The sequence below is a fragment of the Streptomyces tendae genome, from assembly GCF_014650435.1.
Classification (GTDB): Bacteria; Actinomycetota; Actinomycetes; order Streptomycetales; family Streptomycetaceae; genus Streptomyces; species Streptomyces tendae.
On record NZ_BMUY01000013.1, the window covers coordinates 113,636 to 136,016 of the forward strand.

General features: G+C 73.3%; 28 protein-coding genes. 6 read left to right on the forward strand and 22 right to left on the reverse strand.

Features of this window, described 5'->3' with window-relative positions; genetic code table 11:
- Positions 1-49 precede the first annotated feature (49 nt).
- From trpM to hisI, 7 genes are all read right to left on the reverse strand, one after another.
- On the reverse strand, positions 50-304 hold the full coding sequence (trpM, locus tag IE258_RS42105; protein ID WP_373309954.1) for a tryptophan biosynthesis modulator TrpM: 255 nt from the start codon (positions 302-304) through the stop codon (positions 50-52).
- 21 nt (positions 305-325) lie between these two features.
- Entirely contained in the window at positions 326-1,135 is an 810-nt protein-coding gene (gene trpC / locus IE258_RS30265) for an indole-3-glycerol phosphate synthase TrpC (RefSeq protein WP_087809885.1), read from the reverse strand.
- 117 nt (positions 1,136-1,252) lie between these two features.
- A complete protein-coding gene (locus IE258_RS30270; RefSeq protein ID WP_189748867.1) occupies positions 1,253-1,699 on the reverse strand; it encodes a DUF2752 domain-containing protein in 447 nt (148 codons plus the stop codon).
- Between the two features lie 102 nt (positions 1,700-1,801).
- Positions 1,802-2,053, reverse strand: coding sequence for an HGxxPAAW family protein (locus tag IE258_RS30275; protein WP_159326634.1), 252 nt, complete (start codon positions 2,051-2,053; stop codon positions 1,802-1,804).
- 144 nt (positions 2,054-2,197) lie between these two features.
- Complete coding sequence (locus IE258_RS30280; protein WP_159326635.1) at positions 2,198-2,833, reverse strand: TIGR02234 family membrane protein; 636 nt, start codon at positions 2,831-2,833, stop codon at positions 2,198-2,200.
- An 84-nt stretch (positions 2,834-2,917) separates the two neighbouring features.
- On the reverse strand, positions 2,918-4,426 hold the full coding sequence (locus IE258_RS30285; protein WP_268256352.1) for an anthranilate synthase component I: 1,509 nt from the start codon (positions 4,424-4,426) through the stop codon (positions 2,918-2,920).
- 11 nt (positions 4,427-4,437) lie between these two features.
- Positions 4,438-4,884 (reverse strand): phosphoribosyl-AMP cyclohydrolase, encoded by a 447-nt coding sequence (gene hisI, locus IE258_RS30290; protein WP_189748869.1) that lies wholly within the window; start codon positions 4,882-4,884, stop codon positions 4,438-4,440.
- Positions 4,885-4,965: 81 nt separating this feature from the next.
- Here hisI and IE258_RS30295 point away from each other — a divergent pair, with 81 nt between their 5' ends.
- On the forward strand, positions 4,966-5,601 hold the full coding sequence (locus IE258_RS30295) for a TIGR03085 family metal-binding protein (protein ID WP_189748871.1): 636 nt from the start codon (positions 4,966-4,968) through the stop codon (positions 5,599-5,601).
- 10 nt (positions 5,602-5,611) lie between these two features.
- Here IE258_RS30295 and IE258_RS30300 read toward each other — a convergent pair whose 3' ends face one another.
- The 11 genes from IE258_RS30300 to hisD form a co-directional block, all read right to left on the reverse strand.
- Complete coding sequence (locus tag IE258_RS30300; protein WP_268256353.1) at positions 5,612-6,874, reverse strand: MFS transporter; 1,263 nt, start codon at positions 6,872-6,874, stop codon at positions 5,612-5,614.
- A gap of 4 nt (positions 6,875-6,878) precedes the next feature.
- A complete protein-coding gene (locus IE258_RS30305) occupies positions 6,879-7,157 on the reverse strand; it encodes a hypothetical protein (protein ID WP_229892513.1) in 279 nt (92 codons plus the stop codon).
- 92 nt (positions 7,158-7,249) lie between these two features.
- Positions 7,250-7,468 carry a hypothetical protein gene (locus IE258_RS30310; protein WP_030186025.1) on the reverse strand — a complete coding sequence of 73 codons (219 nt, stop codon included), beginning with the start codon at positions 7,466-7,468 and terminating at the stop codon, positions 7,250-7,252.
- Positions 7,469-7,535: 67 nt separating this feature from the next.
- Positions 7,536-8,291 (reverse strand): imidazole glycerol phosphate synthase subunit HisF, encoded by a 756-nt coding sequence (gene hisF, locus IE258_RS30315; protein WP_189748875.1) that lies wholly within the window; start codon positions 8,289-8,291, stop codon positions 7,536-7,538.
- On the reverse strand, positions 8,288-8,692 hold the full coding sequence (locus IE258_RS30320) for a RidA family protein (protein WP_159326641.1): 405 nt from the start codon (positions 8,690-8,692) through the stop codon (positions 8,288-8,290). The genes hisF and IE258_RS30320 overlap by 4 nt, the downstream gene beginning before the upstream one ends.
- Positions 8,689-9,414, reverse strand: coding sequence for a bifunctional 1-(5-phosphoribosyl)-5-((5-phosphoribosylamino)methylideneamino)imidazole-4-carboxamide isomerase/phosphoribosylanthranilate isomerase PriA (gene priA, locus IE258_RS30325; protein WP_159326698.1), 726 nt, complete (start codon positions 9,412-9,414; stop codon positions 8,689-8,691). Before priA ends, IE258_RS30320 begins: the two co-directional genes overlap by 4 nt.
- 17 nt (positions 9,415-9,431) lie before the next feature.
- A complete protein-coding gene (gene hisH, locus IE258_RS30330) occupies positions 9,432-10,079 on the reverse strand; it encodes an imidazole glycerol phosphate synthase subunit HisH (protein WP_189748876.1) in 648 nt (215 codons plus the stop codon).
- Positions 10,076-10,240 (reverse strand): CG2302 family histidine operon protein, encoded by a 165-nt coding sequence (locus IE258_RS30335; RefSeq protein WP_003976764.1) that lies wholly within the window; start codon positions 10,238-10,240, stop codon positions 10,076-10,078. Before IE258_RS30335 ends, hisH begins: the two co-directional genes overlap by 4 nt.
- Positions 10,241-10,243: 3 nt before the next feature.
- On the reverse strand, positions 10,244-10,837 hold the full coding sequence (gene hisB / locus IE258_RS30340; RefSeq protein WP_030186039.1) for an imidazoleglycerol-phosphate dehydratase HisB: 594 nt from the start codon (positions 10,835-10,837) through the stop codon (positions 10,244-10,246).
- Complete coding sequence (locus tag IE258_RS30345) at positions 10,834-11,943, reverse strand: histidinol-phosphate transaminase (RefSeq protein ID WP_189748878.1); 1,110 nt, start codon at positions 11,941-11,943, stop codon at positions 10,834-10,836. The genes hisB and IE258_RS30345 overlap by 4 nt, the downstream gene beginning before the upstream one ends.
- Positions 11,940-13,265 carry a histidinol dehydrogenase gene (gene hisD / locus IE258_RS30350; RefSeq protein ID WP_189748880.1) on the reverse strand — a complete coding sequence of 442 codons (1,326 nt, stop codon included), beginning with the start codon at positions 13,263-13,265 and terminating at the stop codon, positions 11,940-11,942. The genes IE258_RS30345 and hisD overlap by 4 nt, the downstream gene beginning before the upstream one ends.
- Before the next feature lie 199 nt (positions 13,266-13,464).
- Between hisD and IE258_RS30355 the strand changes: the two genes are divergently transcribed.
- From IE258_RS30355 to ybaK, 4 genes are all read left to right on the forward strand, one after another.
- Positions 13,465-15,042: an oxidoreductase gene (locus IE258_RS30355; RefSeq protein WP_189748882.1), complete on the forward strand. Its 1,578-nt coding sequence runs from the start codon at positions 13,465-13,467 to the stop codon at positions 15,040-15,042.
- A 357-nt stretch (positions 15,043-15,399) separates the two neighbouring features.
- Positions 15,400-16,428, forward strand: coding sequence for a hypothetical protein (locus tag IE258_RS30360; RefSeq protein ID WP_189749016.1), 1,029 nt, complete (start codon positions 15,400-15,402; stop codon positions 16,426-16,428).
- Positions 16,429-16,439: 11 nt separating this feature from the next.
- Positions 16,440-17,180, forward strand: a complete 741-nt coding sequence (locus IE258_RS30365) for an LON peptidase substrate-binding domain-containing protein (protein ID WP_159326646.1) — start codon at positions 16,440-16,442, stop codon at positions 17,178-17,180.
- Positions 17,181-17,193: 13 nt separating this feature from the next.
- On the forward strand, positions 17,194-17,712 hold the full coding sequence (gene ybaK, locus IE258_RS30370) for a Cys-tRNA(Pro) deacylase (RefSeq protein WP_189748884.1): 519 nt from the start codon (positions 17,194-17,196) through the stop codon (positions 17,710-17,712).
- 171 nt (positions 17,713-17,883) lie between these two features.
- On the opposite strand, the gene IE258_RS30375 is transcribed toward ybaK, so the two are convergent.
- The 4 genes from IE258_RS30375 to IE258_RS30390 all read right to left on the reverse strand — a co-directional run bounded on the left by IE258_RS30375 (position 17,884) and on the right by IE258_RS30390 (position 21,920).
- Positions 17,884-18,609 carry an AAA family ATPase gene (locus IE258_RS30375; RefSeq protein ID WP_159326648.1) on the reverse strand — a complete coding sequence of 242 codons (726 nt, stop codon included), beginning with the start codon at positions 18,607-18,609 and terminating at the stop codon, positions 17,884-17,886.
- 34 nt (positions 18,610-18,643) lie between these two features.
- Positions 18,644-19,468 (reverse strand): ABC transporter permease, encoded by an 825-nt coding sequence (locus IE258_RS30380; protein ID WP_189749018.1) that lies wholly within the window; start codon positions 19,466-19,468, stop codon positions 18,644-18,646.
- Between the two features lie 107 nt (positions 19,469-19,575).
- Complete coding sequence (locus IE258_RS30385; RefSeq protein WP_189749020.1) at positions 19,576-20,550, reverse strand: ABC transporter ATP-binding protein; 975 nt, start codon at positions 20,548-20,550, stop codon at positions 19,576-19,578.
- Between the two features lie 146 nt (positions 20,551-20,696).
- Positions 20,697-21,920: an NYN domain-containing protein gene (locus IE258_RS30390; protein ID WP_189748886.1), complete on the reverse strand. Its 1,224-nt coding sequence runs from the start codon at positions 21,918-21,920 to the stop codon at positions 20,697-20,699.
- Between the two features lie 224 nt (positions 21,921-22,144).
- Here IE258_RS30390 and IE258_RS30395 point away from each other — a divergent pair, with 224 nt between their 5' ends.
- Positions 22,145-22,312: a hypothetical protein gene (locus IE258_RS30395; RefSeq protein ID WP_189748888.1), complete on the forward strand. Its 168-nt coding sequence runs from the start codon at positions 22,145-22,147 to the stop codon at positions 22,310-22,312.
- Positions 22,313-22,381 lie beyond the last annotated feature (69 nt).

Genomic DNA, 22,381 nt, shown 5'->3' on the forward strand with positions numbered 1-22,381 from the left:
ACCTCACGGTGAGTGTCTGGTGGGGACTAATCGCCGTGGGGGCGGGGACCTATCCGTCGGCCGCGGGCCGTTCGTGGTTGCTCGCGCCCGCGCGACGGAGTCGCAAATTCAATACAGCCCCCGCGCCCCTTACGGGGCGCGTGAGCCATCGCATGCCGTTCACTTGCCCAGGCTCGTCTCCGATGACGTACCGCACTCGGCGGCCGTGCACCCGGCGTGCGGGCGCGCGGCAGCCTCGGGGCCGGCAGCCGCGCGCGAGGCGGGCGTACGGGTCCCGGGGAGCCGGAGTGAGTACGGGGGTCATCGGGGTCAGCTTACCGGCGTGTCAGCCCCGGCCGTGGCGCAGTGCCGGGTGTTCGCCGGCCGCCACCAGGTCGGAGACCGCCGTCTTGGGGTCGCGGCCGGTGACCAGGGACTCGCCGACCAGGACGGCGTCGGCGCCCTCGTTGGCGTAGGCGATGAGGTCGTGCGGGCCGCGGACGCCGGACTCGGCGACCTTGACGATGTGCGCGGGGATCTCCGGGGCGACCCGTTCGAACGTGCCGCGGTCCACTTCGAGCGTCTTCAGGTTGCGCGCGTTGACGCCGATGACCTTGGCGCCCGCGTCCACCGCGCGCTCGACCTCGTCCTCGTCGTGCACCTCGACCAGCGGGGTGAGTCCGATGGACTCGGCGCGCTCGATCAGCGACTCCAGGGCCGGCTGTTCGAGGGCCGCGACGATCAGCAGTACGAGGTCGGCGCCGTGCGCACGGGCCTCCCACAGCTGGTACGAGGTGACGACGAAGTCCTTGCGCAGCACGGGGATGTCCACGCGCGCGCGGACCGAGTCCAGGTCGGCCAGCGAGCCGCCGAAGCGGCGCTCCTCGGTGAGGACGGAGATGACGGCGGCGCCGCCCGCCTCGTAGTCGGCGGCGAGCCCGGCCGGGTCGGCGATGGCCGCGAGCGCACCCTTGGAGGGGCTGGAGCGCTTGACCTCGCAGATGACCTTGACGCCGTCGCCGCGCAGCGCGGACACGCCGTCCTTGGCGGGGCGAGCCTTGGCCGCGCGCTCCTTGAGCTCGTCGAGGCTGACGCGCGCCTGCCGCTCCGCGAGGTCGGCACGGACTCCGTCGATGATCTCGTCGAGCACACTCACGCGAGCGGCCCCCTTTCAGACGGCAAAACGTGTGGTCACTGTGATGGTATCCGCAGCCGGGCACCGGCCCCGCATCCGCCCGATCCCAGTCCCATTACCTGGACGCCCCGTGGACGATCAAGGCAGCAGCCAGCCGCCGAACGGCAGGTTCCGGACAACGCTGAAGACCAGCAGCAACGTCCCCAGCGTCCACAGGTGGACCGGTCCGAGGTCGATGCGTACGGGACGGCCCCGGGCCGCGCGGATCACCCAGACGGTCCACAGGACGGCGAAGCCCAGATAGGCCAGGACGGCGGGCGCGTTGGCGTGCAGCGCGGCCGTCAGGTCGCCGTGGACGAAGGCGTGGGCGCTGCGCAGTCCGCCGCAGCCGGGGCAGTAGATGCCCGTGAAGCGCAGCAGCGGGCAGACGGGGTAGTGGCCGGGCTCGTAGGGGTCCACGCTCCCCACGTAGGCGAAGGCCCCGGCGACGGCCGCGAGCGCTCCCGCCGGGGCGGCCAGGCGGAGGACCGCGCCGCGGGGCTGGATGGTGCCGGTCCGGCCGGGTTTCCCGCTCTCGACGTCCACGCCCGCATTCTGCCTCCGGCGGCCCCCGCACGCACGTGAGGGGCGGTCCCGGCACGGTGGTGCCGATCCGCCCCTCCGGAGGTCCGTGACCGCGGCGCCCGGTCAGCCCTTGGCGCCGGCCTCGGCGCGCTCGCCCGCGACCTGGTGCACGGGGTGGTTCTGCTTCGGCTGGCCGAGGCCCATCATCTTCATGATGTAGCCGACGACACCACCGAGGAGCACGACCACCATGCCGGCCCAGAAGCCCCACGGCTGGGCGGCCACCATGAACATGCCCGCGATGCAGAAACCGATGAAGGCGATGATGACACCGGTCCAGGCGGCCGGGGTGTGACCGTGGCTGCTGCCCGCCATTGCTTGCTCCTCGTTGCTGTGTGCCAAGTCTGAGCAGGACGCTCGTACCCATTGTCCCGCACGGGGGCACGCGCCGTGAGCGGGGGTGCTCCAGTGGGTGAACGCGGGTCGGGACACGGGGCGGGAGGCGGGCCCGGACGCGGATCAGGCGCTGGTGGGGTCCTCGCCGCGGTCGATGGCCTTCCACAGGTCCTCGGGGCGGTCCGGGTCGACGGTCTGCGGCCTGCGCCGCGGGGCGCCACCGCGTTCGTAGCGGCCGGACATCGCGGGCCACTGGCGACCGTAGCGCAGCGCGAGCAGCCCGGCCAGCAGGAGCAGCGCGCCGCCCACGGCCGCGACGTACGGCCAAGCGGTGTGGGACAGCGCGTCGACGGTGGCCGAGGTGTCACCGGCCGCCTTCGCGGCCTGGTCGTCCAGCGCCGAGCTGTCGGAGGCGCCCACCAGGGCGGCGGCGACGGTGCCCGCGCCGCTCAGCGCGAGCACGGCGGCGACGGCGAAGCGGCCGGCGCGGCGGACGGCGAAGACGGCGACGAGCGCGGCGAGGCCGACTATGGCGAGCGCCGCGGGCACGCCCGTGACGTCGCTGCCCTTGGCGGTCAGCGAGAACGCGCCGCCGGCCACCGTCGCGGTGCCCTCCGCCCACTCCTGCCGGGTGGCGAGCAGGGCGACGGCGGCGCCGAGCGCGCCGCACATCAGGGCGACGGCGAGGCTCCGGCGGCCGGCCCGGGCGGGTCCTGCGGCTGGGGTACGGGGGTGAGGAACGGCTGTCACGTACTCCACTATCACCCGAACCCCGGGCGAACCGTCACCCGGGGTTCGAATTGGGGGGCGTGAGAATCGCCCCACCGGTCCGACCGGTTGGCCCTATTGCGCGAGCCGGTTGGCCGTGTGCACGGCCCGCAGCACGGCCGCCGCCTTGTTGCGGCACTCGGTGTCCTCGGCGACCGGGTCGGAGTCGGCGACGACACCGGCGCCCGCCTGGACGTAGGCGGTGCCGTCGCGCAGCAGCGCCGTGCGGATGGCGATGGCGGTGTCGGAGTCGCCCGCGAAGTCGAGGTAGCCGACACAGCCGCCGTACAGGCCGCGCCGGGAGGGTTCGAGTTCGTCGATGATCTGCAGGGCGCGCGGCTTGGGCGCGCCGGAGAGGGTGCCGGCCGGGAAGCAGGCGGTGAGGACGTCGAAGGCGGTGCGGTCCGGGGCGACCCGTCCGGTGACCGTCGAGACGATGTGCATGACGTGCGAGTACCGCTCGACGGACATGAAGTCGACGACCTCGACGGAGCCGGGCTCGCAGACGCGTCCCAGGTCGTTGCGGCCGAGGTCGACGAGCATCAGGTGCTCGGCGCGTTCCTTGGGGTCGGCGAGCAGTTCGTCGGCGAGGGCCTGGTCCTCCTGCGGGGTGGCGCCGCGCGGGCGGGTGCCGGCGATGGGGTGCACCAGGGCGCGCCCGTCCTCGACCTTGACCAGCGCCTCGGGGGACGAGCCGACGACGTCGAACCCGTCGAGGCGCAGGAGGTACATGTACGGGGAGGGGTTGGTGGCCCGCAGCACCCGGTACACGTCGAGCGCGCTCGCCGTGCAGGGCGTCTCGAAGCGCTGGGAGGGGACGACCTGGAATGCCTCGCCCGCGCGGATGCGCTCCTTGATGTCCTCGACGGCGTCCTGGAAGTCGGGCCCGCCCCACAGCGCCGTGTACTCGGGCAGCTCGGACGGCGGCAGCGCGGCCGGGGGCTGGGCGACGGCGCGCGTGAGGTCGGCCTCCATGGCGTCCAGGCGGGCGATCGCGTCGGCGTAGGCATCGTCGACGCCGGTCTCCAGGTCGTTGTGGTTGATCGCGTTGGCGATCAGCAGGACCGAGCCCTCCCAGTGGTCCATGACGGCGAGGTCGCTGGTGAGCAGCATGGTCAGCTCGGGGAGCTTCAGGTCGTCCCGCTCGCCGGGGCCGACCTTCTCCAGGCGGCGCACGATGTCGTAGCCGAGGTAGCCGACCAGGCCGCCGGTGAAGGGCGGCAGGCCCAGGTCGTGGGCGAGGTCGCGCGGGGTGTGCAGGGCCTCGACGGTGGCGCGCAGGGCGGCGAGCGGGTCGCCGTCGGTGGGGACGCCGACGGGCGGGGTGCCCTGCCAGTGCGCCTGCCCGTCCTTCTCGGTGAGGGTGGCGGCGCTGCGGACGCCGACGAAGGAGTACCTGGACCAGGATCGTCCGTTCTCCGCGGACTCCAGCAGGAAGGTGCCGGGGCGCTCGGCGGCGAGCTTGCGGTACAGGGCCACCGGGGTGTCGCCGTCGGCGAGGAGCTTGCGGCTGACCGGGATCACGCGGCGGTCGGCGGCGAGCTTGCGGAAGGTGTCGAGGTCCATGTCATGCGTGACGTCCATGGCGGCAGACCCTACTGATCCGCGCCGGGCGCGTCGGCGCCCGCGGCGTCTTCGGCGGCCCCCGAACCCTCGGAATCCTCAGCGAGGAGCACGTCGGTGTCGAAGCAGGTGCGGGTGCCGGTGTGGCAGGCGGCGCCCACCTGGTCGACCTTGACGAGCACGGTGTCGGCGTCGCAGTCCAGGGCGACGGACTTCACCCACTGGAAGTGTCCCGAGGTGTCGCCCTTGACCCAGTACTCCCGGCGGCTGCGCGACCAGTAGGTGCAGCGGCCGGTGGTCAGCGTGCGGTGCAGCGCCTCGTCGTCCATCCAGCCGAGCATCAGCACCTCTCCGGTGTCGTACTGCTGGGCGATGGCGGGCAGGAGGCCGTCGGCGCTGCGCTTGAGCCGGTCGGCGATCTCGGGGGCGAGGGGGCTGGGCCGCCCTGGGCCGCCGCCGGTGGGGGAGCTGCTGGTCATGCGCCCATTGTGCCGCGCGGGGCGGACACGCCCCCGGGATGTCCATTGGGCGGACCCGGCCGACCGCCGTAGGCTGACTCCATGTCGACTTTCGCCAAGCGTGAACGACTTCTGCTCGCGGACCTGTTGGAGACGGCCGGTCCGGACGCCCCGACCCTGTGCGAGGGCTGGCGGACCCGTGACCTGGCCGCGCACGTGGTGGTGCGCGAGCGGCGTCCGGACGCGGCCGGGGGCGCCCTGATCAAGCCGCTGGAGTCCCGCCTCCACCGGGTGCGGGAGGAGTACGGCGCGAAGCCGTACGAGGAGCTGCTCCAGCTGATCCGCACCGGCCCGCCCCGCTTCTCCCCCTTCCAGCTCAAGCAGGTCGACGAGGCGGCGAACACGGTGGAGTTCTACGTCCACACCGAGGACGTCCGCCGCGCCCAGCCGGACTGGTCGCCGCGCGAGCTGGACCCGGTCTTCCAGGACGCCCTGTGGTCCCGCCTGGAGCGGGCCGCCCGCCTGATGGGACGGGGCATCCCGACGGGCTTGGTGCTGCGCCGCCCGAACGGCCAGACGACGGTCGCCCACCGGGGTACGCCGGTGGTGACGGCGACGGGCGAGCCGTCCGAGCTGCTGCTGTTCGCGTGCGGCAGGCAGGGCGCGGCGAAGGTGGAGCTGGCGGGCGAGGAGAACGCGATCGCCAAGCTGCGGGAGACGAAGCAGCTGGGCATCTGACCTCAGCCGCTCACTTCGGCAGCTCGGCCCGCCGTACGCCCGGCGCGCACAGGGCGACGACCCCGCCGAGGCCGCAGACCAAGGCGCTGACGGCGAAGACGGGACCGGTGCCCCAGACGCCGATGGCGGCGGCGGACAGCGGCATGCTCAGCGGGGCGATGCCCAGGCTGACGATGCCGGAGACCGCCGTGACACGGCCGAGGAGAGCGGGAGCGGACTGGGTCTGGAGCAGGGCCCCGCAGAGCGCACCGCTGAGGCCCGCGAGCAGCCCGATGAGCAGCGCCGTCCCGACGGCCACCGGAAGGGCGGGTGCCTGCGCCAGCGCGCCGATCGCGACCGCGCCGGGGACGAGGGCGCCGGCGACGACGTACCCGGCGTGCGGCACGCGTCCCCGGACGGTCAGCAGCAGGGCGGCCGCCCCGGCGCCGATCCCGAAACCGGCGAGTACCCAGCCCATGCCGGAGGCTCCCCAGCCGCGTTCGTCGGCGAGCAGGGTCAGGCCGATGTTGAGCGGGCCGACGAAGCCGAGGTCGCCGAGGGCGATGACCAGCATCAGCGGTCCGAGGACGCGGTGCCGGCGAATGTACCGGAGCCCGTCCCGCAGGTCCCGCCACGCGGTGCCGCCCTCGGCGGTTGCCGTGTCGTCGGGAGGCAGCTCGCGCAGCCGTACGGAGACCAGCAGCGGCACCGACACGGCGATCAGCACCCCGGCGAGGGCGAAGGCCGCCGCAGCACCGCCGAGCGCCACGCCGAGACCGCCGAGCGGGGCGCCCACGACGGAGGACAGGCGGACGGCGAGGCCGCGCATGCCCTGGACTCGGGCCAGCTGGTTTTTGGTGGTGATGCGCGCGGGGAGGGCTCCGACGGCGGGCATGAAGAGGGCGTCCACCGCGCCGAAGACCAGGGCGAGCAGGGCCAGGAGCCACAGTCCCGGGTCGGTGGCGAAGAGCAGCGCGGCCACCGCGAGGACCGCCGCGCACCGCACGGCGTCGCTGCCGATGACGACCCTGCGCGGTCCCAGCCGGTCGACGACCACTCCCCCGCCGAGCATGAGCAGCGCACGCGGCACCGCGCTCACGGCCGTGACGATCCCGGCCTCGGCGGGACTGCCCTGCCGCACGGCGGCCCAGGACAGCGCGAGGAAGAAGACGCTGTCACCGAGCATCGACGCGGTGTAGGCCCCGACCCAGCGCAGGACGTTGCCGTCCCGGTGGGCGGGGCGGGCTGGAGTGGGGCCGGCCTGCCGGTCGGCTATGTCGGTGAGGTCGGACACCTGGTCAGGCAGCCCAGTCGCACAGCAGGCGGGCGGTTTCGTTGAGGTCGGCCTCGTCGCTGCGGATGTCGGAGACGAGTTTGGCCCAGTCGCCGGGTCGCGGGTCGACCGGTGTTCCGGATGCCTCCATGTACGCCCGAATGCAGCCGATGCCGATCGACGCGTTGTAGTCCGTGAACGGGCGGAGCCTCAGCGCGGTGTGCAGGAACGTGGCCGCTCGAGCCGGGATCTCCTCGTAGTAGGGCTCTCCCGCGACCCGCTCGTACCGATGCCTCTCGGCCATGCAGTGAAGGGCGCCCCAGTCCCTGATGGGCGTGTTCGGCGGTGAGACCTCCACCTGCACGCAGAGGACCCAGCCGGCGTCGACGTAGAGCGTCACCGCAGTCCCGCCGGGAAGCGCTCTTCGAAGTCAGCCATGATCTCGCGGGCGTACTTCGACGCCCCCTCCACGAACCGCTGCTTCTGCCGTCGGCGCACCACGTCCTCGGTCAGTATGTCGTGCGCGAGACGCTTGATCGCGACACCCTGTTCCTTGGCCTCGGCGCGCAGCTCGGCCAGCTCTTCCTCGGTGAACTCAATCGTGATCCCAGGCATATGAGCACCTTAGCGGGGCCGCCACCGGGACCACTACCACGTTCACTACCGAGGGCGACCTCTCGAACTACCGAACGGGGTGACCCGCCTCGCCCAGGGCGGTTTTCACCTCGCCGATCCGCAGGTCGCCGAAGTGGAAGACGGACGCCGCCAGGACCGCGTCCGCGCCCGCCTCGACCGCCGGGGCGAAGTGGGCGAGGCTGCCCGCGCCGCCCGAGGCGATCACGGGGACGGTCACGTGCTTGCGTACCGCCGCCAGCATCTCCAGGTCGTAGCCGTCCTTCGTGCCGTCCGCGTCCATCGAGTTGAGCAGGATCTCCCCCGCGCCCAGCTCCGCGGCCCGGTGCGCCCACTCGACGGCGTCGATGCCGGTGCCGCGACGACCGCCGTGGGTGGTCACCTCGAAGGTGCCCGCCTCGGTGCGGCGGGCGTCGACCGACAGCACGAGGACCTGGCGGCCGAACCGCTCGGCGATCTCGCGGATCAGGTCGGGGCGGGCGATGGCGGCGGTGTTGACGCCCACCTTGTCCGCGCCGGCCCGCAGCAGCTTGTCCACGTCCTCGGCGGTGCGCACCCCGCCGCCGACGGTCAGTGGGATGAACACCTGCTCGGCGGTGCGGCGCACCACGTCGTACGTCGTCTCGCGGTCGCCCGACGAGGCGGTGATGTCCAGGAACGTCAGCTCGTCTGCGCCCTCGGCGTCGTACACCTTGGCCATCTCGACGGGGTCGCCCGCGTCGCGCAGGTTCTGGAAGTTGACGCCCTTGACCACCCGGCCGTCGTCCACGTCCAGGCAGGGGATGACTCGGACCGCCAGGGTCATGAATCCACGGCTCCTCTATACGCTTCCACTTCGACCGACACCAGGACCCGCGAGTCGATGAAGCCCTCCACGACCAGCAGGGTCGTGGCCGGCCGCACGGAGTCGAACAGCTCCTTGTGGGCGCGGCCCACCTCATCGACGTCACGGGAATGTGCCAGGTACACACGGGTCCGGACCACGGACTCGACATCGAGCCCGAACTCGCCGATCGCCTCGAGGGCGGTGGCGAAGGCGACCTTGGTCTGCTCGTACGGATCGCCCTCGCCGTAGAGCATGTCGCCCTTGAAGGCGGTGGTGCCCGCCACGATGACACGATCACCCGCCGCCACGGCCCGTGCGAAACCGAAGGACTCTTCCCAGGGACTTCCGCTCTGCACGCGCCGTACGGCTTCGGACGTCATGTCGACACAGCCTCCAGGGCCTCTTCCAGGGTGAACGACTTCGCGTAGAGGGCTTTCCCGACGATGGCCCCCTCGACACCGTCCGGGACGAGCCCGGCGATCGCGCGCAGGTCGTCCAGGGACGACACGCCGCCCGACGCCACGACCGGGCGGTCGGTGGCGGCGCAGACGTTCTTCAGGAGCTCCAGATTGGGGCCCTGGAGGGTGCCGTCCTTGGCGATGTCGGTGACGACGTACCGTGCGCAGCCCTCCTTGTTCAGACGGTCCAGCGTCTCGTAGAGGTCGCCGCCGTCGCGGGTCCAGCCCCGGCCCCGGAGCGTGGTGCCCCGTACGTCCAGGCCGACCGCGATCTTGTCGCCGTGCTCGGCGATGACCTTGGCGACCCACTCGGGGGTCTCCAGGGCGGCGGTGCCCAGGTTCACCCGGGTGCAGCCGGTGGCGAGGGCGGCGGCGAGGGTGTCGTCGTCGCGGATGCCGCCGGACAGCTCCACCTTGATGTCCATGGCCTTCGCGACCTCCGCGATCAGCGCGCGGTTGTCCCCGGTGCCGAACGCCGCGTCCAGGTCCACCAGGTGCAGCCACTCGGCGCCGGAGCGCTGCCAGGCGAGGGCGGCCTCCAGCGGGGAGCCGTAGGAGGTCTCGGTGCCGGACTCGCCGTGCACGAGGCGGACGGCCTGGCCGTCGCGGACGTCGACGGCGGGGAGGAGTTCGAGCTTGCTCATCTCTACCGGGCTCATCTCTAGAGGGTCTCGATCCAGTTGGTGAGGAGCTGGGCTCCGGCGTCACCGGACTTCTCGGGGTGGAACTGGGTGGCCCACAGCGCGCCGTTCTCCACGGCGGCCACGAAGGGCTTGCCGTGCGTGGACCAGGTGACCCTGGGCTCGGCGATCAGCGGGTTGTGCGACTCCTGCGTCCACTCGTGGACGGCGTAGGAGTGCACGAAGTAGAAACGGGCGTCCGCGTCCAGGCCGGCGAAGAGCTGGGAGTCGGCCGGTGCCTCCACCGTGTTCCAGCCCATGTGCGGCACGACGTCGGCCTGCAGCGGTCCGACCGTGCCGGGCCACTCGTCCAGGCCCTCGGCCTCCACCTCGTGCTCGATGCCGCGCGAGAAGAGGATCTGCATGCCGACGCAGATACCCATGACCGGGCGTCCGCCCGACAGCCGGCGGTCGACGATCCAGTCGCCGCGGACGGCCTTGAGGCCGTCCATGCAGGCGGCGAAGGCGCCGACGCCGGGGACCAGCAGCCCGTCGGCGTTCATCGCCTTGTCGTAGTCGCGGGTGATCTCGACGTCGGCCCCGGCGCGCGCGAGGGCGCGCTCGGCGGAGCGGACGTTGCCGAAGCCGTAGTCGAAGACGACGACCCGCTTCGGGTTCACCGGGGTCAACTCCAGACCTCCAGCCTCAGGACGCCCGCGAGCAGGCACATGCCGGCGCCGATGGACAGCAGCACGATCAGCCCCTTGGGCATCTGCTGCTTGGCGAAGGAGTAGATGCCGCCGAGGAAGAAGAGGCCGACGACGATCAGTGCGGTGGACGTACCGTTCATGGGTTACAGCGCGCCCTTCGTGGAAGGCAGGATGCCGGCCGCGCGCGGGTCGCGCTCGGAGGCGTAGCGCAGGGCCCGGGCCAGCGCCTTGAACTGGCACTCCACGATGTGGTGCGCGTTGCGCCCGTAGGGCACGTGCACGTGCAGGGCGACCTGGGCCTGAGCGACGAAGGACTCCAGGATGTGCCGGGTCATCGTCACGTCGTACTCGCCGATCATCGGCGCCATGTTCTCGGGCTCGGTGTGCACGAGGTAGGGGCGGCCGGAGAGGTCGACGGTGACCTGGGCGAGTGACTCGTCCAGCGGGACCGTGCAGTTGCCGAAGCGGTAGATGCCCACCTTGTCGCCGAGGGCCTGCTTGAAGGCGGCGCCCAGCGCGAGGGCGGTGTCCTCGATGGTGTGGTGGGAGTCGATGTGCAGGTCGCCGTCGGTCTTCACGGTCAGGTCGAACAGACCGTGCCGGCCGAGCTGGTCGAGCATGTGGTCGTAGAAGCCGACGCCGGTGGCGATGTCGGTCTTGCCGGTGCCGTCGAGGTCGATCTCGACGAGGACCGAAGTCTCCTTGGTCGTGCGCTCCACGCGTCCCACGCGGCTCATGTGTTCTGCTCCTTCTTGACTTCACGTACCGCGTCGAGGAACGCGTCGTTCTCCTCCGGGGTGCCGGCGGTGACCCGCAGCCATCCCGGCACGCCGTTGTCCCGGACCAGGACGCCCCGGTCGAGGATCTTCCGCCAGGTCGCGTGCGAGTCCGCGAACCGCCCGAACTGGACGAAGTTGGCGTCGGACTCCGTCACCTCGTAGCCGATGGCCCGCAGTTCGGCGACCAGCCGGTCCCGCTCGGTCTTCAGCTGCTCGACGTACTTCAGCAGCGTGTCCGTGTGCTCCAGGGCGGCCAGCGCGGTCGCCTGGGTGACGGCCGAGAGGTGGTACGGCAGCCGTACGAGCTGGACGGCGTCGACGACGGCCGGGTGCGCGGCGAGGTAGCCGAGGCGCAGGCCCGCCGCGCCGAACGCCTTCGACATGGTGCGGGAGACGACCAGGTTCGGCCGGCCGTCCAGCAGCGGCAGCAGCGAGGCGCCGTGGCTGAACTCGATGTACGCCTCGTCGACCACGACCATGGAGGGCTTGGCGGCCTGTGCGGCCTCGTAGAGGGCGAGGACCGTCTCGGCCGGGACCGCGTTGCCCGTGGGGTTGTTGGGAGTCGTGACGAAGACGACGTCCGGGCGGTGCTCGGCGATCGCCTGCTCGGCCGCGGGCACGTCGATGGTGAAGTCCTCGTGGCGCGGCCCGGAGATCCAGCCGGTGCCGGTACCGCGCGCGATGAGGCCGTGCATCGAGTACGACGGCTCGAAGCCGATCGCGGTGCGGCCGGGCCCGCCGAAGGTCTGCAGCAGCTGTTGGATGACCTCGTTGGAGCCGTTGGCCGCCCAGACGTTGCTCACGTCCAGCGGATGTCCGGAGGTGTTGGTCAGGTACCGGGCCAGCTGGGTGCGCAGCTCGACCGCGTCCCGGTCCGGATAGCGGTTGAGGTCGCGGGCGGCCTCGCGGACCCGCTCGGCGATCCGCTCGACCAGCGCCTCGGGCAGCGGGTAGGGGTTCTCGTTGGTGTTCAGCCGTACCGGCACGTCCAGCTGGGGCGCGCCGTAGGGGGACTTGCCGCGCAGCTCGTCCCGTACGGGGAGATCGTCGATGCCGAACGTCACTTGCTCTCCGGGACCTTCCACTCGAACCTCGCCTTGATCGCCGCGCCGTGCGCGGGCAGGTCCTCCGCCTCGGCCAGCGTCACCACGTGCCGTGCGACCTCGGCGAGCGCGTCGCGCGTGTAGTCGACGATGTGGATGCCGCGCAGGAAGGACTGCACGGACAGGCCCGAGGAGTGGCAGGCGCAGCCGCCGGTGGGCAGGACGTGATTGGACCCGGCCGCGTAGTCGCCGAGCGAGACGGGTGCCCAGGGGCCGACGAAGATCGCACCGGCGTTCCTGACCCGGTCGGCGACGGCCGCGGCGTCGGCGGTCTGGATCTCCAGGTGCTCGGCGCCGTAGGCGTCCACGACCCGCAGGCCCTCGTCCAGGCCGTCGACGAGGACGATCGCGGACTGGCGGCCGGCCAGGGCCGGGCGGATCCGGTCCTCGATGTGCTTGGTGGCCTCGACCTGCGGCTGCAGCTCCTTCTCCACCGCGTCGGCCAGCTCCACGGAGTCGGTGACCAGGACGGCGGCGGCCAGCGGGTCGTGCTCGGCCTGGCTGATCAGGTCGGAGGCGACGTGCACGGGGTCGGCCGTCGAGTCCGCCAGGACGGCGATCTCGGTCGGTCCGGCCTCGGCGTCGATGCCGATCTTCCCGGTGAAGAAGCGCTTGGCGGCGGCGACCCAGATGTTGCCGGGGCCGGTGACCATGTTGGCGGGCGGGCAGGACTCGGTGCCGTAGGCGAACATCGCCACGGCGGTGGCGCCGCCCGCCGCGTACACCTCGTCGACGCCGAGCAGGGCGCAGGCGGCGAGGATCGTGGGGTGCGGGATGCCGCCGAACTCGGCCTGCGCGGGCGAGGCGAGCGCGATCGAGCCGACCCCGGCCTCCTGCGCGGGCACCACGTTCATGACCACCGACGACGGGTAGACCGACCGGCCGCCGGGCACGTAGAGCCCGACCCGCTCGACCGGGACCCACTTCTCGGTGACCGAGCCGCCGGGCACGACCTGGGTGGTGTGCGTGGTGCGGCGCTGCTCGCGGTGGACGAGGCGGGCGCGGCGGATGGACTCCTCCAGGGCCGCGCGCACCTCCGGGTCGAGACCCTCGAGCGCGCGGGTCAGCTCCTCGGCCGGAACGCGCACCCGCTCCAGCCGGACGCCGTCGAACTGCTCGGTGAAGTCGATCAGCGCCGCGTCCCCGCGATGATGCACGGCCTCGCAGATCGGACGCACCTTCTCCAGGGCGACCGAGACGTCGAAGTCGGCTCGGGGCAGCAGGTCGCGCAGGGCGGGGCCCTCGGGGAGGGCGTCGCCGCGCAGATCGATTCGGGAGATCACGGAACCAATTCTCTCAGACCCGCGTCCGGCCCGGTCCGCGCGTATCAATGGCTGATACAGAACGCGACGGACCTCACGGCCCACGGTGAACTCGTGCGATCCGTGCTCACTTTGAGTGTTCGACAGGTCACTCAGTGGGCATGAACGGTTGTACGAAGAGTGAGCGACCGGCGAGTAGGTGGGGAGGGAGTGAAGCACCGTGACCGAGGGGGCAGGCCATCGTGACGGAGAGCTGCCGGACGACCTGACCACCGCCGAGGCCGGCATGTGGCAGGCCTTCCGCAACGGCAGCGTGTACGACCTGAGCAGCGGCGACCCGGCGGTGGACGACCCGCACGGCGGGCACCCGTGGGGGCCGGAGCGGACCGTGCGGGCCCGCGTCGTGTGCTGGCTGCTCCTCGACGGCCCGCCGGCGCTCGCGGGCCGGGTGTCCTCGCTGCAGCTGGTGGGCGTACAGATCAGCGACACGATGGACCTGGCGGGCGGCACGGTGGTGCCCTATGTCGAGCTGCGGCGCTGCCGCTTCGAGCGGGAGGTGCTGCTGCCGGAGACCCGGTTCACGACGGTGCGGCTGGTGGACTGCGCGGTGCCGCGGCTGGAGGCGGCGCGGCTGCACACCGAGGGCGACCTGCACCTGCCGCGCTCCCGGTTCCCGGGCGGCATCCGGCTCACGGACGCGCAGATAGGCACCGACCTGCTGCTCAACCAGGCGATCGTGCACCGGGACCGCAGCGGGCGCTCCATCGCCGCGGACGGCATGACCGTCGGGCAGGACCTCCAGGCCGAGATGCTGGAGTCGCACGGCGAGGTGAGTCTGCGCAGCGCCCAGGTCGGCGTGTCGCTCAGCCTGCGCGGCGCCCGGCTGCTGAACCCGTACACGCGGCACGCGCTGAACGCCCCGCAGCTGACGGTGGAGCGCACGCTGTACCTGACCCCGGCGGGCCTGGGCAGCCCGCTGCTGCGCGGCACCACCCCCGCCCAGGGCACCCGCATCCAGCGCTTCGAGTGCGAGGGCGGGGTGCGGCTCGACGACGGGCGGTTCGGCGACGCGCTGGACCTGGAGCACGCGCGGTTCACCTTCACCGACGACCAGGAGCTGTCGCTGCGCCGGGTGCAGACGCCCGAGCTGCGTTTCCTGGGCGAGCGTCCGGCGCGCGGGCGGGTGGTGCTGTCGGGGGCGCGGGTGGTCAACCTGATGGACCGGGCGGACAGCTGGCCGGGCCCCGGCCGGCTGCACATGGGCGGCTTCGCCTACGAGAACCTGGTGCCGCGCGGGCCGTTCCCGCTGGCGAAGCGGCTGCGGTGGGTGGGCGCCGCGACCGCCGAGTACCACCCGGAGCCGTACGAGCGCCTCGCGGCGGTGCTGCGCGCCGGCGGCGAGGACGAGGACGCCCGCGAGGTGCTGCTCGCCAAGCACCGCAGGCGGCGCGAGAGCCTGCCCCTCGCCGCGAAGCTGGTGGGCTACGCGCAGGACTGGACGGTCGCCTACGGGTACCGGCCGGGTCGGGCAGCGGTGTGGATGGCGGTGCTGTGGGCGGCGGGCTCCCTCGCCTTCGCGCGTGCGGACCCGCCTCCGCTGAAGAGCGGCGAACACCCCGACTGGAACCCGGCCCTCTTCGCCCTCGACCTCCTCCTCCCGGTGATCGACCTGGGCCAGGCCGGCTCCTGGCAGCTCCACGACGGCTGGCAGTGGCTGTCGACGGCCCTGGTCCTGCTGGGCTGGGTCCTGGCGACCACGGTGGCAGCGGGCGCCACCCGCCTCCTCCGCCGAAACTGACCCCGCTGGGTCAGCCACGGCTTCCGCCGGGGTCAGCCACGGGTTCCGCCAGGATCAGCCACGGGTTTCGCCGGGGTCAGCCACGGCTCGTCTCCGCGGCACGACCACCCCCGGCCCGCCGTCTCCCGGCCGGAGCGCCCCGCCTCCACCCGGAAGCACCCCGCCGAAAGCCCGAGCCAAACACCCCACAAGTCCCCGGCGCCCACCCCGAAGATCCCCGGCGCGCCCCCTCAGCAGACGGGCGGCACCCGCACCGGGTGACGTGTGTCGGCGGTCGGTGCGGGTGAGGAGCCACGATTGGCCGAAGGCGGGGGCCGGCCGCACAACCATCCCGAACCCTCGACCGTCGTACAGGCCATGCTGCGCGCGTTCCTGCGGACCGCGGCTGCCCGGGCCCGCTCCCGGACACCCCGGCCCGCCCCAGACGACGACGTGCTCCTCGACGCCCCCGACGACCGCCTCGCCCCCGCCCTCGTCGCCGCGGCCCGGGGCGAGCACGGCCCCGCGGCCGGCCTTCTCGCCTGTACCCGCGAGAACGCCGAATGGGACCACCGCGACCGCTACGCCACCCGGCTCGCCGCCTTCGCCCGGTCCCGCTCCGAGTGGCTCGACACCTGGCGTGCCGCCGCCCCGGACGACCCCGACGCCCTGCTGGTGGCCGCCCGCCTGACGGTCCACCGTCACTGGGCCTCACCGGCCCGCGCCGAACTCCTGCGCCCGGTGCTCCCCGCCCTCGCCGCCGCCGCGGCGGCCGCCGGGCCCGCCGACCCGGTGCCGTGGCGTACCGCGCTGGACGCCGCGCTGGGTGCGCGGGCCGGACACGCCGAGTTCGAGCGCCTGTGGGAACAGGCGGTCCGCCGCAGCCCGCACCACTACGGCAGCCATGTCGCCGCCCTGGAGTACCTGGCCGCCGCCTCGCCCGACGCCCACGGCGAGTGCCTGGACTTCGCGGAGACGGCCGCCCAGGACGCGCCCGGGGACGCGCTCGTGCGGGCCTTGCCGCTGCACGCGGCCCTCACCTGCCGGACGCCGGCCGCCGTACGCACCCACCGCCCCCGCCTGGACGCCGCCGCGGACCGCGCGATCACCCTCTCGGCGGCCCACCCGGCGGCCGACCCCTGGGCGGCGGAGCTGCGGAACCTGCTCGTCCACGTCCTCGTACGCCTGGAACGCCACCAGGACGCGGCGGAGCAGCTGCGGCTGACCGGCCCGTACGTCACGTCCTTCCCGTGGGACCGGGACACGGACGACCCGCTCGGCGGCTTCCTCCAGGTGCGCGCGGATGTCCGCGCACGCGTGGCGCAGGCGTCCGCCACGACCGGTACGGCGGGTTCGGGACCGCCGCGATACGGGCACGGCGGACGCGTCCGTCCCGGCGACCATTAGGCTTCTGCGTCGTGACCACCGTCCGGCTCCCCCTCTTCCCCCTGAACTCGGTCCTGTTCCCGGGTCTGGTGCTCCCCCTCAACATCTTCGAGGAGCGCTATCGCGCCATGATGCGCGAGTTGCTGAAGACTCCCGAGGACGAACCGCGCCGGTTCGCCGTCGTGGCGATCCGCGACGGCCACGAGGTGGCCCAGACCGCCCCCGGCCTGCCCGACCCGACGGCCACCGTCGAGCGCGGCCCGACGGCCGGGTTCGGGACCGACCCGCTCAAGGCGTTCCACAAGGTGGGCTGCGTGGCGGACGCGGCGACCGTCCGCGAGCGGGCCGACGGCACCTTCGAGGTGCTGGCGACCGGCACCACCCGGATGCGGCTGCTCTCGGTGGAGGCTTCGGGTCCGTTCCTGACGGCCGAGCTGGAGCCGCTGCCGGAGGAGGCGGGCGACGAGGCGGGCGCCCTGGCGGAGGGCGTGCTGCGGTCCTTCCGGCAGTACCAGAAGCGGCTGGCGGGGGCCCGCGAACGGTCGCTGGCGACCGGCGCCGAGCTGCCGGACGAACCGGGTGTGGTCTCCTACCTGGTCGCCGCCGCGATGATGCTGGACACGCCGACGAAGCAGCGCCTGCTCCAGGCCCCGGACACCGCCTCGCGGCTGCGGGACGAGCTGAAACTCCTTCGCTCGGAGACCGCCATCATCCGTACGCTGCCGTCCCTGCCCGCGCAGGAACTGACGCGCGGCCCGACGAGTCTCAACTGAGGTACTGGCCCGCATGGCGAAGAAGCCGAACAAGCCCGGCAGGGCGAAGAAGCAGCAGTCGGGCGGCACGCCCGCGACGGTGGCGCTCACGGCGGCCGGGGTGACGTACACGGTCCACGCCTACGAGCACGACCCGGCGCACCCGTCCTACGGCGAGGAGGCGGCCGAGGCGATGGGCGTCTCGCCGGAGCGGGTGTTCAAGACGCTGGTGGCGGACGTCGACGGCGCCCTGACGGTCGCGGTGGTGCCGGTGGCGGGCCAGCTGGACCTCAAGGCGCTGGCGGCCGCGGTGGGCGGCAAGCGCGCGGCGATGGCCGACCCGTCGCTCGCCGAGCGCACCACGGGCTATGTGCGCGGCGGCATCTCCCCGCTGGGCCAGCGCAAGCGACTGGCGACGGTCCTGGACGCGTCGGCCGCGGAACACGCCACGATCTGTGTCTCGGCGGGCCGCCGCGGCCTGGAGGTCGAGCTGGCCCCCGGCGACCTGGCCGGGCTCACGGACGCGGTGCTGGCCCCGATCGGGCGCGCCTGACCCCGGGACCCGGTGCCGGCGCCGATCGGGCGCGCCCGACCCCGGCCGGAGGTGCGCGCCCTCTCGACGGACGTCCCGTTGTCGGCTAATCAGACAGGACATGTCGAAGCGAACGCGCAAGCGCCGGTGGCGCACCAGGAAGGGCCGGGCGAACCACGGCCGCCGCCCGGCCTAGACCGACTTGCCCCCGTACGGCCCCGAGGGTCCCGACGGATACTGCCCCGGTGCCGGCCACGGATCCGGCTCCGGGTCCCGGGGCCCGAACAGGCCGGTCAGCCCCAGGTGGACCACCAGCGCCGCGAGCGACCAGGCCAGCAGCGCCCCCTTGGCGCCCAGCTTGAGCGGCGCGGAGAACGTCACCCCCTTGCCCACGTCCTTGGCGTGCGCGATCACGTCCTGGGCCGGCCCGAGCCACACCCCGAGCCGCCAGGCCAGCAGCGACCCGAGCAGACCGCCGGCGCACAGGGCCACCACCAGCGGCACGCCACCGCGCCGCCGCAGCAGGAAGACCACGACCCCGCTGAGCGCCCCGAACGCCAGCGCGAGCAGCGTGAACGTTCCGTCCACGCCGATCGCCTGCTCGCCCTCGGAGTCCTTGAGGTAGACGACCCAGCTGTCGTTGACCACTTCGCCCACCAGCGGCACGCTCGGCGCCAGCTTCCACCACAGCACGCCCAGCAGCGCGCCGAAGAGCGCGACCGCCACCGCGGTCACGGCGGCCTGTCGCACTTCGGTCAGCATCCCGGGGCCGTCCTGTTCGCCGTGCGTGCCGTAGGGGTCGTGAGAACCGCCGGACGCGGCTCCCACCGCGTGTGCGCCGGCGGGCGGCGGCACCGGCCCGCCCTGGTACGACGGGCGTTCGTTCGGCGGCGGTGGCGGAGTCAAGGGTGCGGTCACCGTGCCATCGTGCCAAACCCGGCTGTGCGGCGCGTCACCGGACGGCGGCCCGGCGGTACGCCCAGGTGGCCACGGCCAGCGAGATCACCCCGACCGCGGCGCACACCGCGAGGTCGCCGAGGACGAAGCCCCAGTCGGGCCGCTCGCCGAAGGTGCGCGCGAATGCCTCCACGCCGTACGTGGACGGCAGCAGGTCCCGGGCCAGGCGGACCACCTGCGGCATCCGTTCCGGGGGCAGCACGCCGAGCAGCAGGGCCGCCGACATGCCGAGCTGGCCGAGGAGCGTGGCGAACTCGGGCCGGGGTGCGAGCAGCCCCAGCGCCGCGCCCAGCCCCGCGAGGGCGGCGCCCGCCAGCGGGATCACGGCCACCAGCACCCACAGATGGGTCATCGGCAGCCCGAACAGCAGGCATCCGAACACCGCCGTGACCACGGTCCCGGGCACGGTGAAGGACGCGTACGCGCCCGCCGCGCCCAGCACCACCGCGGCGGGCGGCACCGGCAGCGTCGCGTAGTGGTCGAGGCCGCCGCTCCCGCGCAGCTGGCCGAAGTACTGGGCGAGGAGGTTCAGCGCGACGAAGGCCACGACGAGCACCGCGGACCCGGCGACCACGGCCCGCGCCTCGCCGCCGCCATCCACGACGCCGCGCATCAGGATCATGATGCCGATCGACTGGAAGGTCGCCACGAACAGCAGCGGGATGCGCGCGACCCGCGCCCGGGACAGCTGCGCCCGGTACACGGCCACCAGGGAGGGCCACAGCCGTGCCCTGGGCCCCAGCTCGGCCGGTCCTGCCACGCGCTGCCCCTCGGCTGCCGGGGCGGCGCCCCGCAGGGCATCGGCGGGTACGACACTCACGTCGCGCAGCTCCCCTTCGCTCGGGTCGTTCGAAGCGGTCGCCCCGGCGGGGACGGCCGCCCCGACGGGTACGGATGCGGCGGCCGGTGTGCTCACCGCTCGCGTGCTCACGCTCTCACCAGCCCCTGTCGCGCGGCGCCGCCCAGCGCCAGGTACACGTCCTCCAGGCTGGGCGTGGCCAGGGTGAAGTCGTCCAGGGCGGCGAAGGCGGCGCCGCCCGTGACGGTGGCGACGACCGCGCGGGCCTCCTCGGGGGCGAGCCGCAGGGTCCAGCGGCGCCCGGACTCGACCACGCGGTCGCGCAGGGCGGCGACCTCGGGGACGTTCAGCGGCGCGTTCTCCCGCCACACCAGGTCGACGCGGACCTCTCCGGCGACCTTCTCCTTGAGCCCGGACGGCGTGTCGCAGGCGATCACGCGGCCCCGGTCGAGGACGGCGACCCGGTCGAGCACGGTCTCGGCCTCGATGACGTTGTGGGTGACGAGCAGCACGGTGGCGCCGTGTTCGGCGCGCCGCCGGTCGACGGCCGACCACACCGCGCGCCGGGCCACCGGGTCCATGCCGGTGGTCGGCTCGTCAAGGACGAGCAGCGGCCGCTCCCCCACCAGTGCGGCGGCGAAGCAGGCCAGGCGGCGCTGGCCGCCGGAGAGCTTCTTGATCGGGCGGGCGGCGAGCCCGGTCAGGCCCAGTTCCTCGAGCACGGCGTCCCGCTCGGCGCGGGCCCGGCGCACCTCGAGGCCGCGCAGCCGCCCGGTGGTCTCGGCGGCGAGCGACACGGTCAGCTCGTCCAGGGCGCTGGACTCCTGCCCCAGGTAGGCGAGGATCCGCGCGGCCCGCTCGGGATGGCGCACGATGTCGTGCCCGAGGATCTCCACGCTGCCGCCGTCGGGCCGCATCAGCCCGGTGAGCTGGCGCACGAGGGTGGACTTGCCGGCGCCGTTGGGTCCGAGCAGTCCGAAGATCTCACCGCGGCGGATGTCCAGGGTGACGGCGTCGGTGGCCCGCACCTCGGGAGTGGCGGGTACGCCGCGCCGGCCGCGCAGGGCCGGATAGGTCTTGGTCAGTGCGCGCACCACGCACACGGCATCGCCACCGGGTCGAGGTGCCTGTGCCGCGCGCGTACTCACAAGGGACGAGAGTACGGGGTCACTCGCCCCGGCCCGCTCCCGGGTCCGCCCATAAGTGTCGATTCAGCAGCAGTCGCTCCGGTCGGGTACGCCGGGGCGTCTCACTCGGCGGCGGGCGTGCGTTCGGTCGCCGTACGGACGTCGATCTCCCGCCAGAACCCGGCGCGGATGGCGTACCGGTCGTGCTCGTCGATCTGGTCGTCCTTGTGCGCGAGCAGCCCGAACCGGGCCGCGTAACGCAGCAGCTCCCCGTCGACGCGGTGCGGGATGCGCGGGTACATCCCGGACAGTTTCTGCAGGTGGGCGTGGTCGCCGAGGCGTTCGAGCCAGCGCCGGGCGAAGACCTGTCCCACCTCGTACGGGTCGCCGCCGACCGTGGTGATGTCCTCCTCGCGGTCGGCCCAGCGCTGCTCGGCGGTGGTGAGCTGGGCCAGCGTCGGCAGCGAGGCGGCCTCGGCGGGCTCGGCGGCGGGCCGGTCGACCCAGCCCTTGTCGGAGGACCAGCGCAGGGTGGCGTTGGTGGCGTTGGCCTGCTGCGGGGCCGGGTGGGGGGCGCCGGGGGCGCGCAGGGCGGCGAGGTCCTTGGGGGTGGGGACGCCCTTGGCGGGCGGTACCCGTTCCTCGGTGCCGGTCGGTCCCGCGGCGGCCGTGGTGGGGTGTTCGGGCGCCTCGGCGGGCCGCTGGGCGGCCGACAGGGCGGACTCGGGCAGCGGCGCGGAGAGGATCGCGGCGATCTCGGGGCGGGGCACGGGCGGCGGCGCGCAGATGCCGCCGAATTCCTTGGCGCGTACCGCCTTCGTGATCCACGTACGGTCCAGGACCCGGCGTTCGTCGGCCTCGGCGACCAGGTCCTCGGACTGGTTGTAGTCGCCGTCGGCGGCCTGTACGGCCCACAGGTGGACGGCGACGCCGTGTTCCTTGGCGGCCATCATGCCGGGCAGCAGGTCGCCGTCGCCGGTCACCAGGACCACGTCGGAGCAGGCGCGGTTGCGGGCCAGCTCGGTCAGTTCGGCGTGCATGGCGGCGTCCACGCCCTTCTGCGCCCACCGTCCGTCACTGCGCGTGAGGGCGCCCAGCCGGACGGTGACCCGGGGCATCACGCGCAACCGCCGGTGTTCGGGCTGCGGGACGCGGTCCGGGGCGCCGTCGAACCAGTAGATGCGCAGCAGGGGCTGCTGCGTGTCGGACTCGGCACGGTCGCGCAACCCCTGGATGAGGGCGGCGTGGTCGACGGTGATGCGCGAGCGCGAGGGCTCTCCCGCCAGGAGACTCGCGGCGGCCCCCAGCAGATACCCGGCGTCCACCAGGACGATGCAGCGGTCCACGCGATCCACCCTCTTTCCGGGAGGTTTGCTTCGGGCTTCCTTCGAGTCTGCCCGACCGCGCGGAGGTTAACGGCCCGAACTCGATCTTCGGCGTGGCGTTTCCGCGCCCCGCGCTCCGTCGAGCCGCGTCACGGACGGTAATTGCCCGATATGCGTTCTTTGTTGGGCTGTGTGAATCTGGATCCGGCCCTGGCCCCTAGATCCCCCTCAGGAGGTAGATCACCATGGCCAAGAACAAGAACAACCGTGATCGTAAGCAGCCCCGCGCCGAGCGCTCCCCGCAGACCGCCGAGTCGGCCGTCCTGGACCGCGAGGAGCAGCACTCCCCGCAGCTGACGACGCCCGGCGACGCGGCCGCCCGCAAGCGGAACAAGCGCTTCGGCCACAACTGACATCCGCGGTACGGGCCGTCGCGGCCCCCGCACGACGAGGGGCGCACCCGGCAGCCGGGTGCGCCCCTC

Excerpts from the sequence above, each read along its gene's own strand:
- hisB (WP_030186039.1), bottom strand. The coding sequence starts at position 10,837 with ATGAGCCGCGTGGGACGCGTGGAGCGCACGACCAAGGAGACTTCGGTC.
- IE258_RS30360 (WP_189749016.1), top strand. The coding sequence starts at position 15,400 with ATGCTGCGCGCGTTCCTGCGGACCGCGGCTGCCCGGGCCCGCTCCCGG.
- ybaK (WP_189748884.1), top strand. The coding sequence starts at position 17,194 with ATGGCGAAGAAGCCGAACAAGCCCGGCAGGGCGAAGAAGCAGCAGTCG.
- hisF (WP_189748875.1), bottom strand. The coding sequence starts at position 8,291 with ATGACCCTGGCGGTCCGAGTCATCCCCTGCCTGGACGTGGACGACGGC.
- trpM (WP_373309954.1), bottom strand. The coding sequence starts at position 304 with ATGACCCCCGTACTCACTCCGGCTCCCCGGGACCCGTACGCCCGCCTC.
- IE258_RS30275 (WP_159326634.1), bottom strand. The coding sequence starts at position 2,053 with ATGGCGGGCAGCAGCCACGGTCACACCCCGGCCGCCTGGACCGGTGTC.
- priA (WP_159326698.1), bottom strand. The coding sequence starts at position 9,414 with ATGAGCAAGCTCGAACTCCTCCCCGCCGTCGACGTCCGCGACGGCCAG.
- IE258_RS30285 (WP_268256352.1), bottom strand. The coding sequence starts at position 4,426 with ATGGACGTCACGCATGACATGGACCTCGACACCTTCCGCAAGCTCGCC.
- IE258_RS30295 (WP_189748871.1), top strand. The coding sequence starts at position 4,966 with ATGTCGACTTTCGCCAAGCGTGAACGACTTCTGCTCGCGGACCTGTTG.
- IE258_RS30310 (WP_030186025.1), bottom strand. The coding sequence starts at position 7,468 with ATGCCTGGGATCACGATTGAGTTCACCGAGGAAGAGCTGGCCGAGCTG.
- hisI (WP_189748869.1), bottom strand. The coding sequence starts at position 4,884 with ATGACCAGCAGCTCCCCCACCGGCGGCGGCCCAGGGCGGCCCAGCCCC.
- IE258_RS30335 (WP_003976764.1), bottom strand. The coding sequence starts at position 10,240 with ATGAACGGTACGTCCACCGCACTGATCGTCGTCGGCCTCTTCTTCCTC.
- IE258_RS30395 (WP_189748888.1), top strand. The coding sequence starts at position 22,145 with ATGGCCAAGAACAAGAACAACCGTGATCGTAAGCAGCCCCGCGCCGAG.
- IE258_RS30320 (WP_159326641.1), bottom strand. The coding sequence starts at position 8,692 with ATGACGTCCGAAGCCGTACGGCGCGTGCAGAGCGGAAGTCCCTGGGAA.
- IE258_RS30305 (WP_229892513.1), bottom strand. The coding sequence starts at position 7,157 with ATGGCCGAGAGGCATCGGTACGAGCGGGTCGCGGGAGAGCCCTACTAC.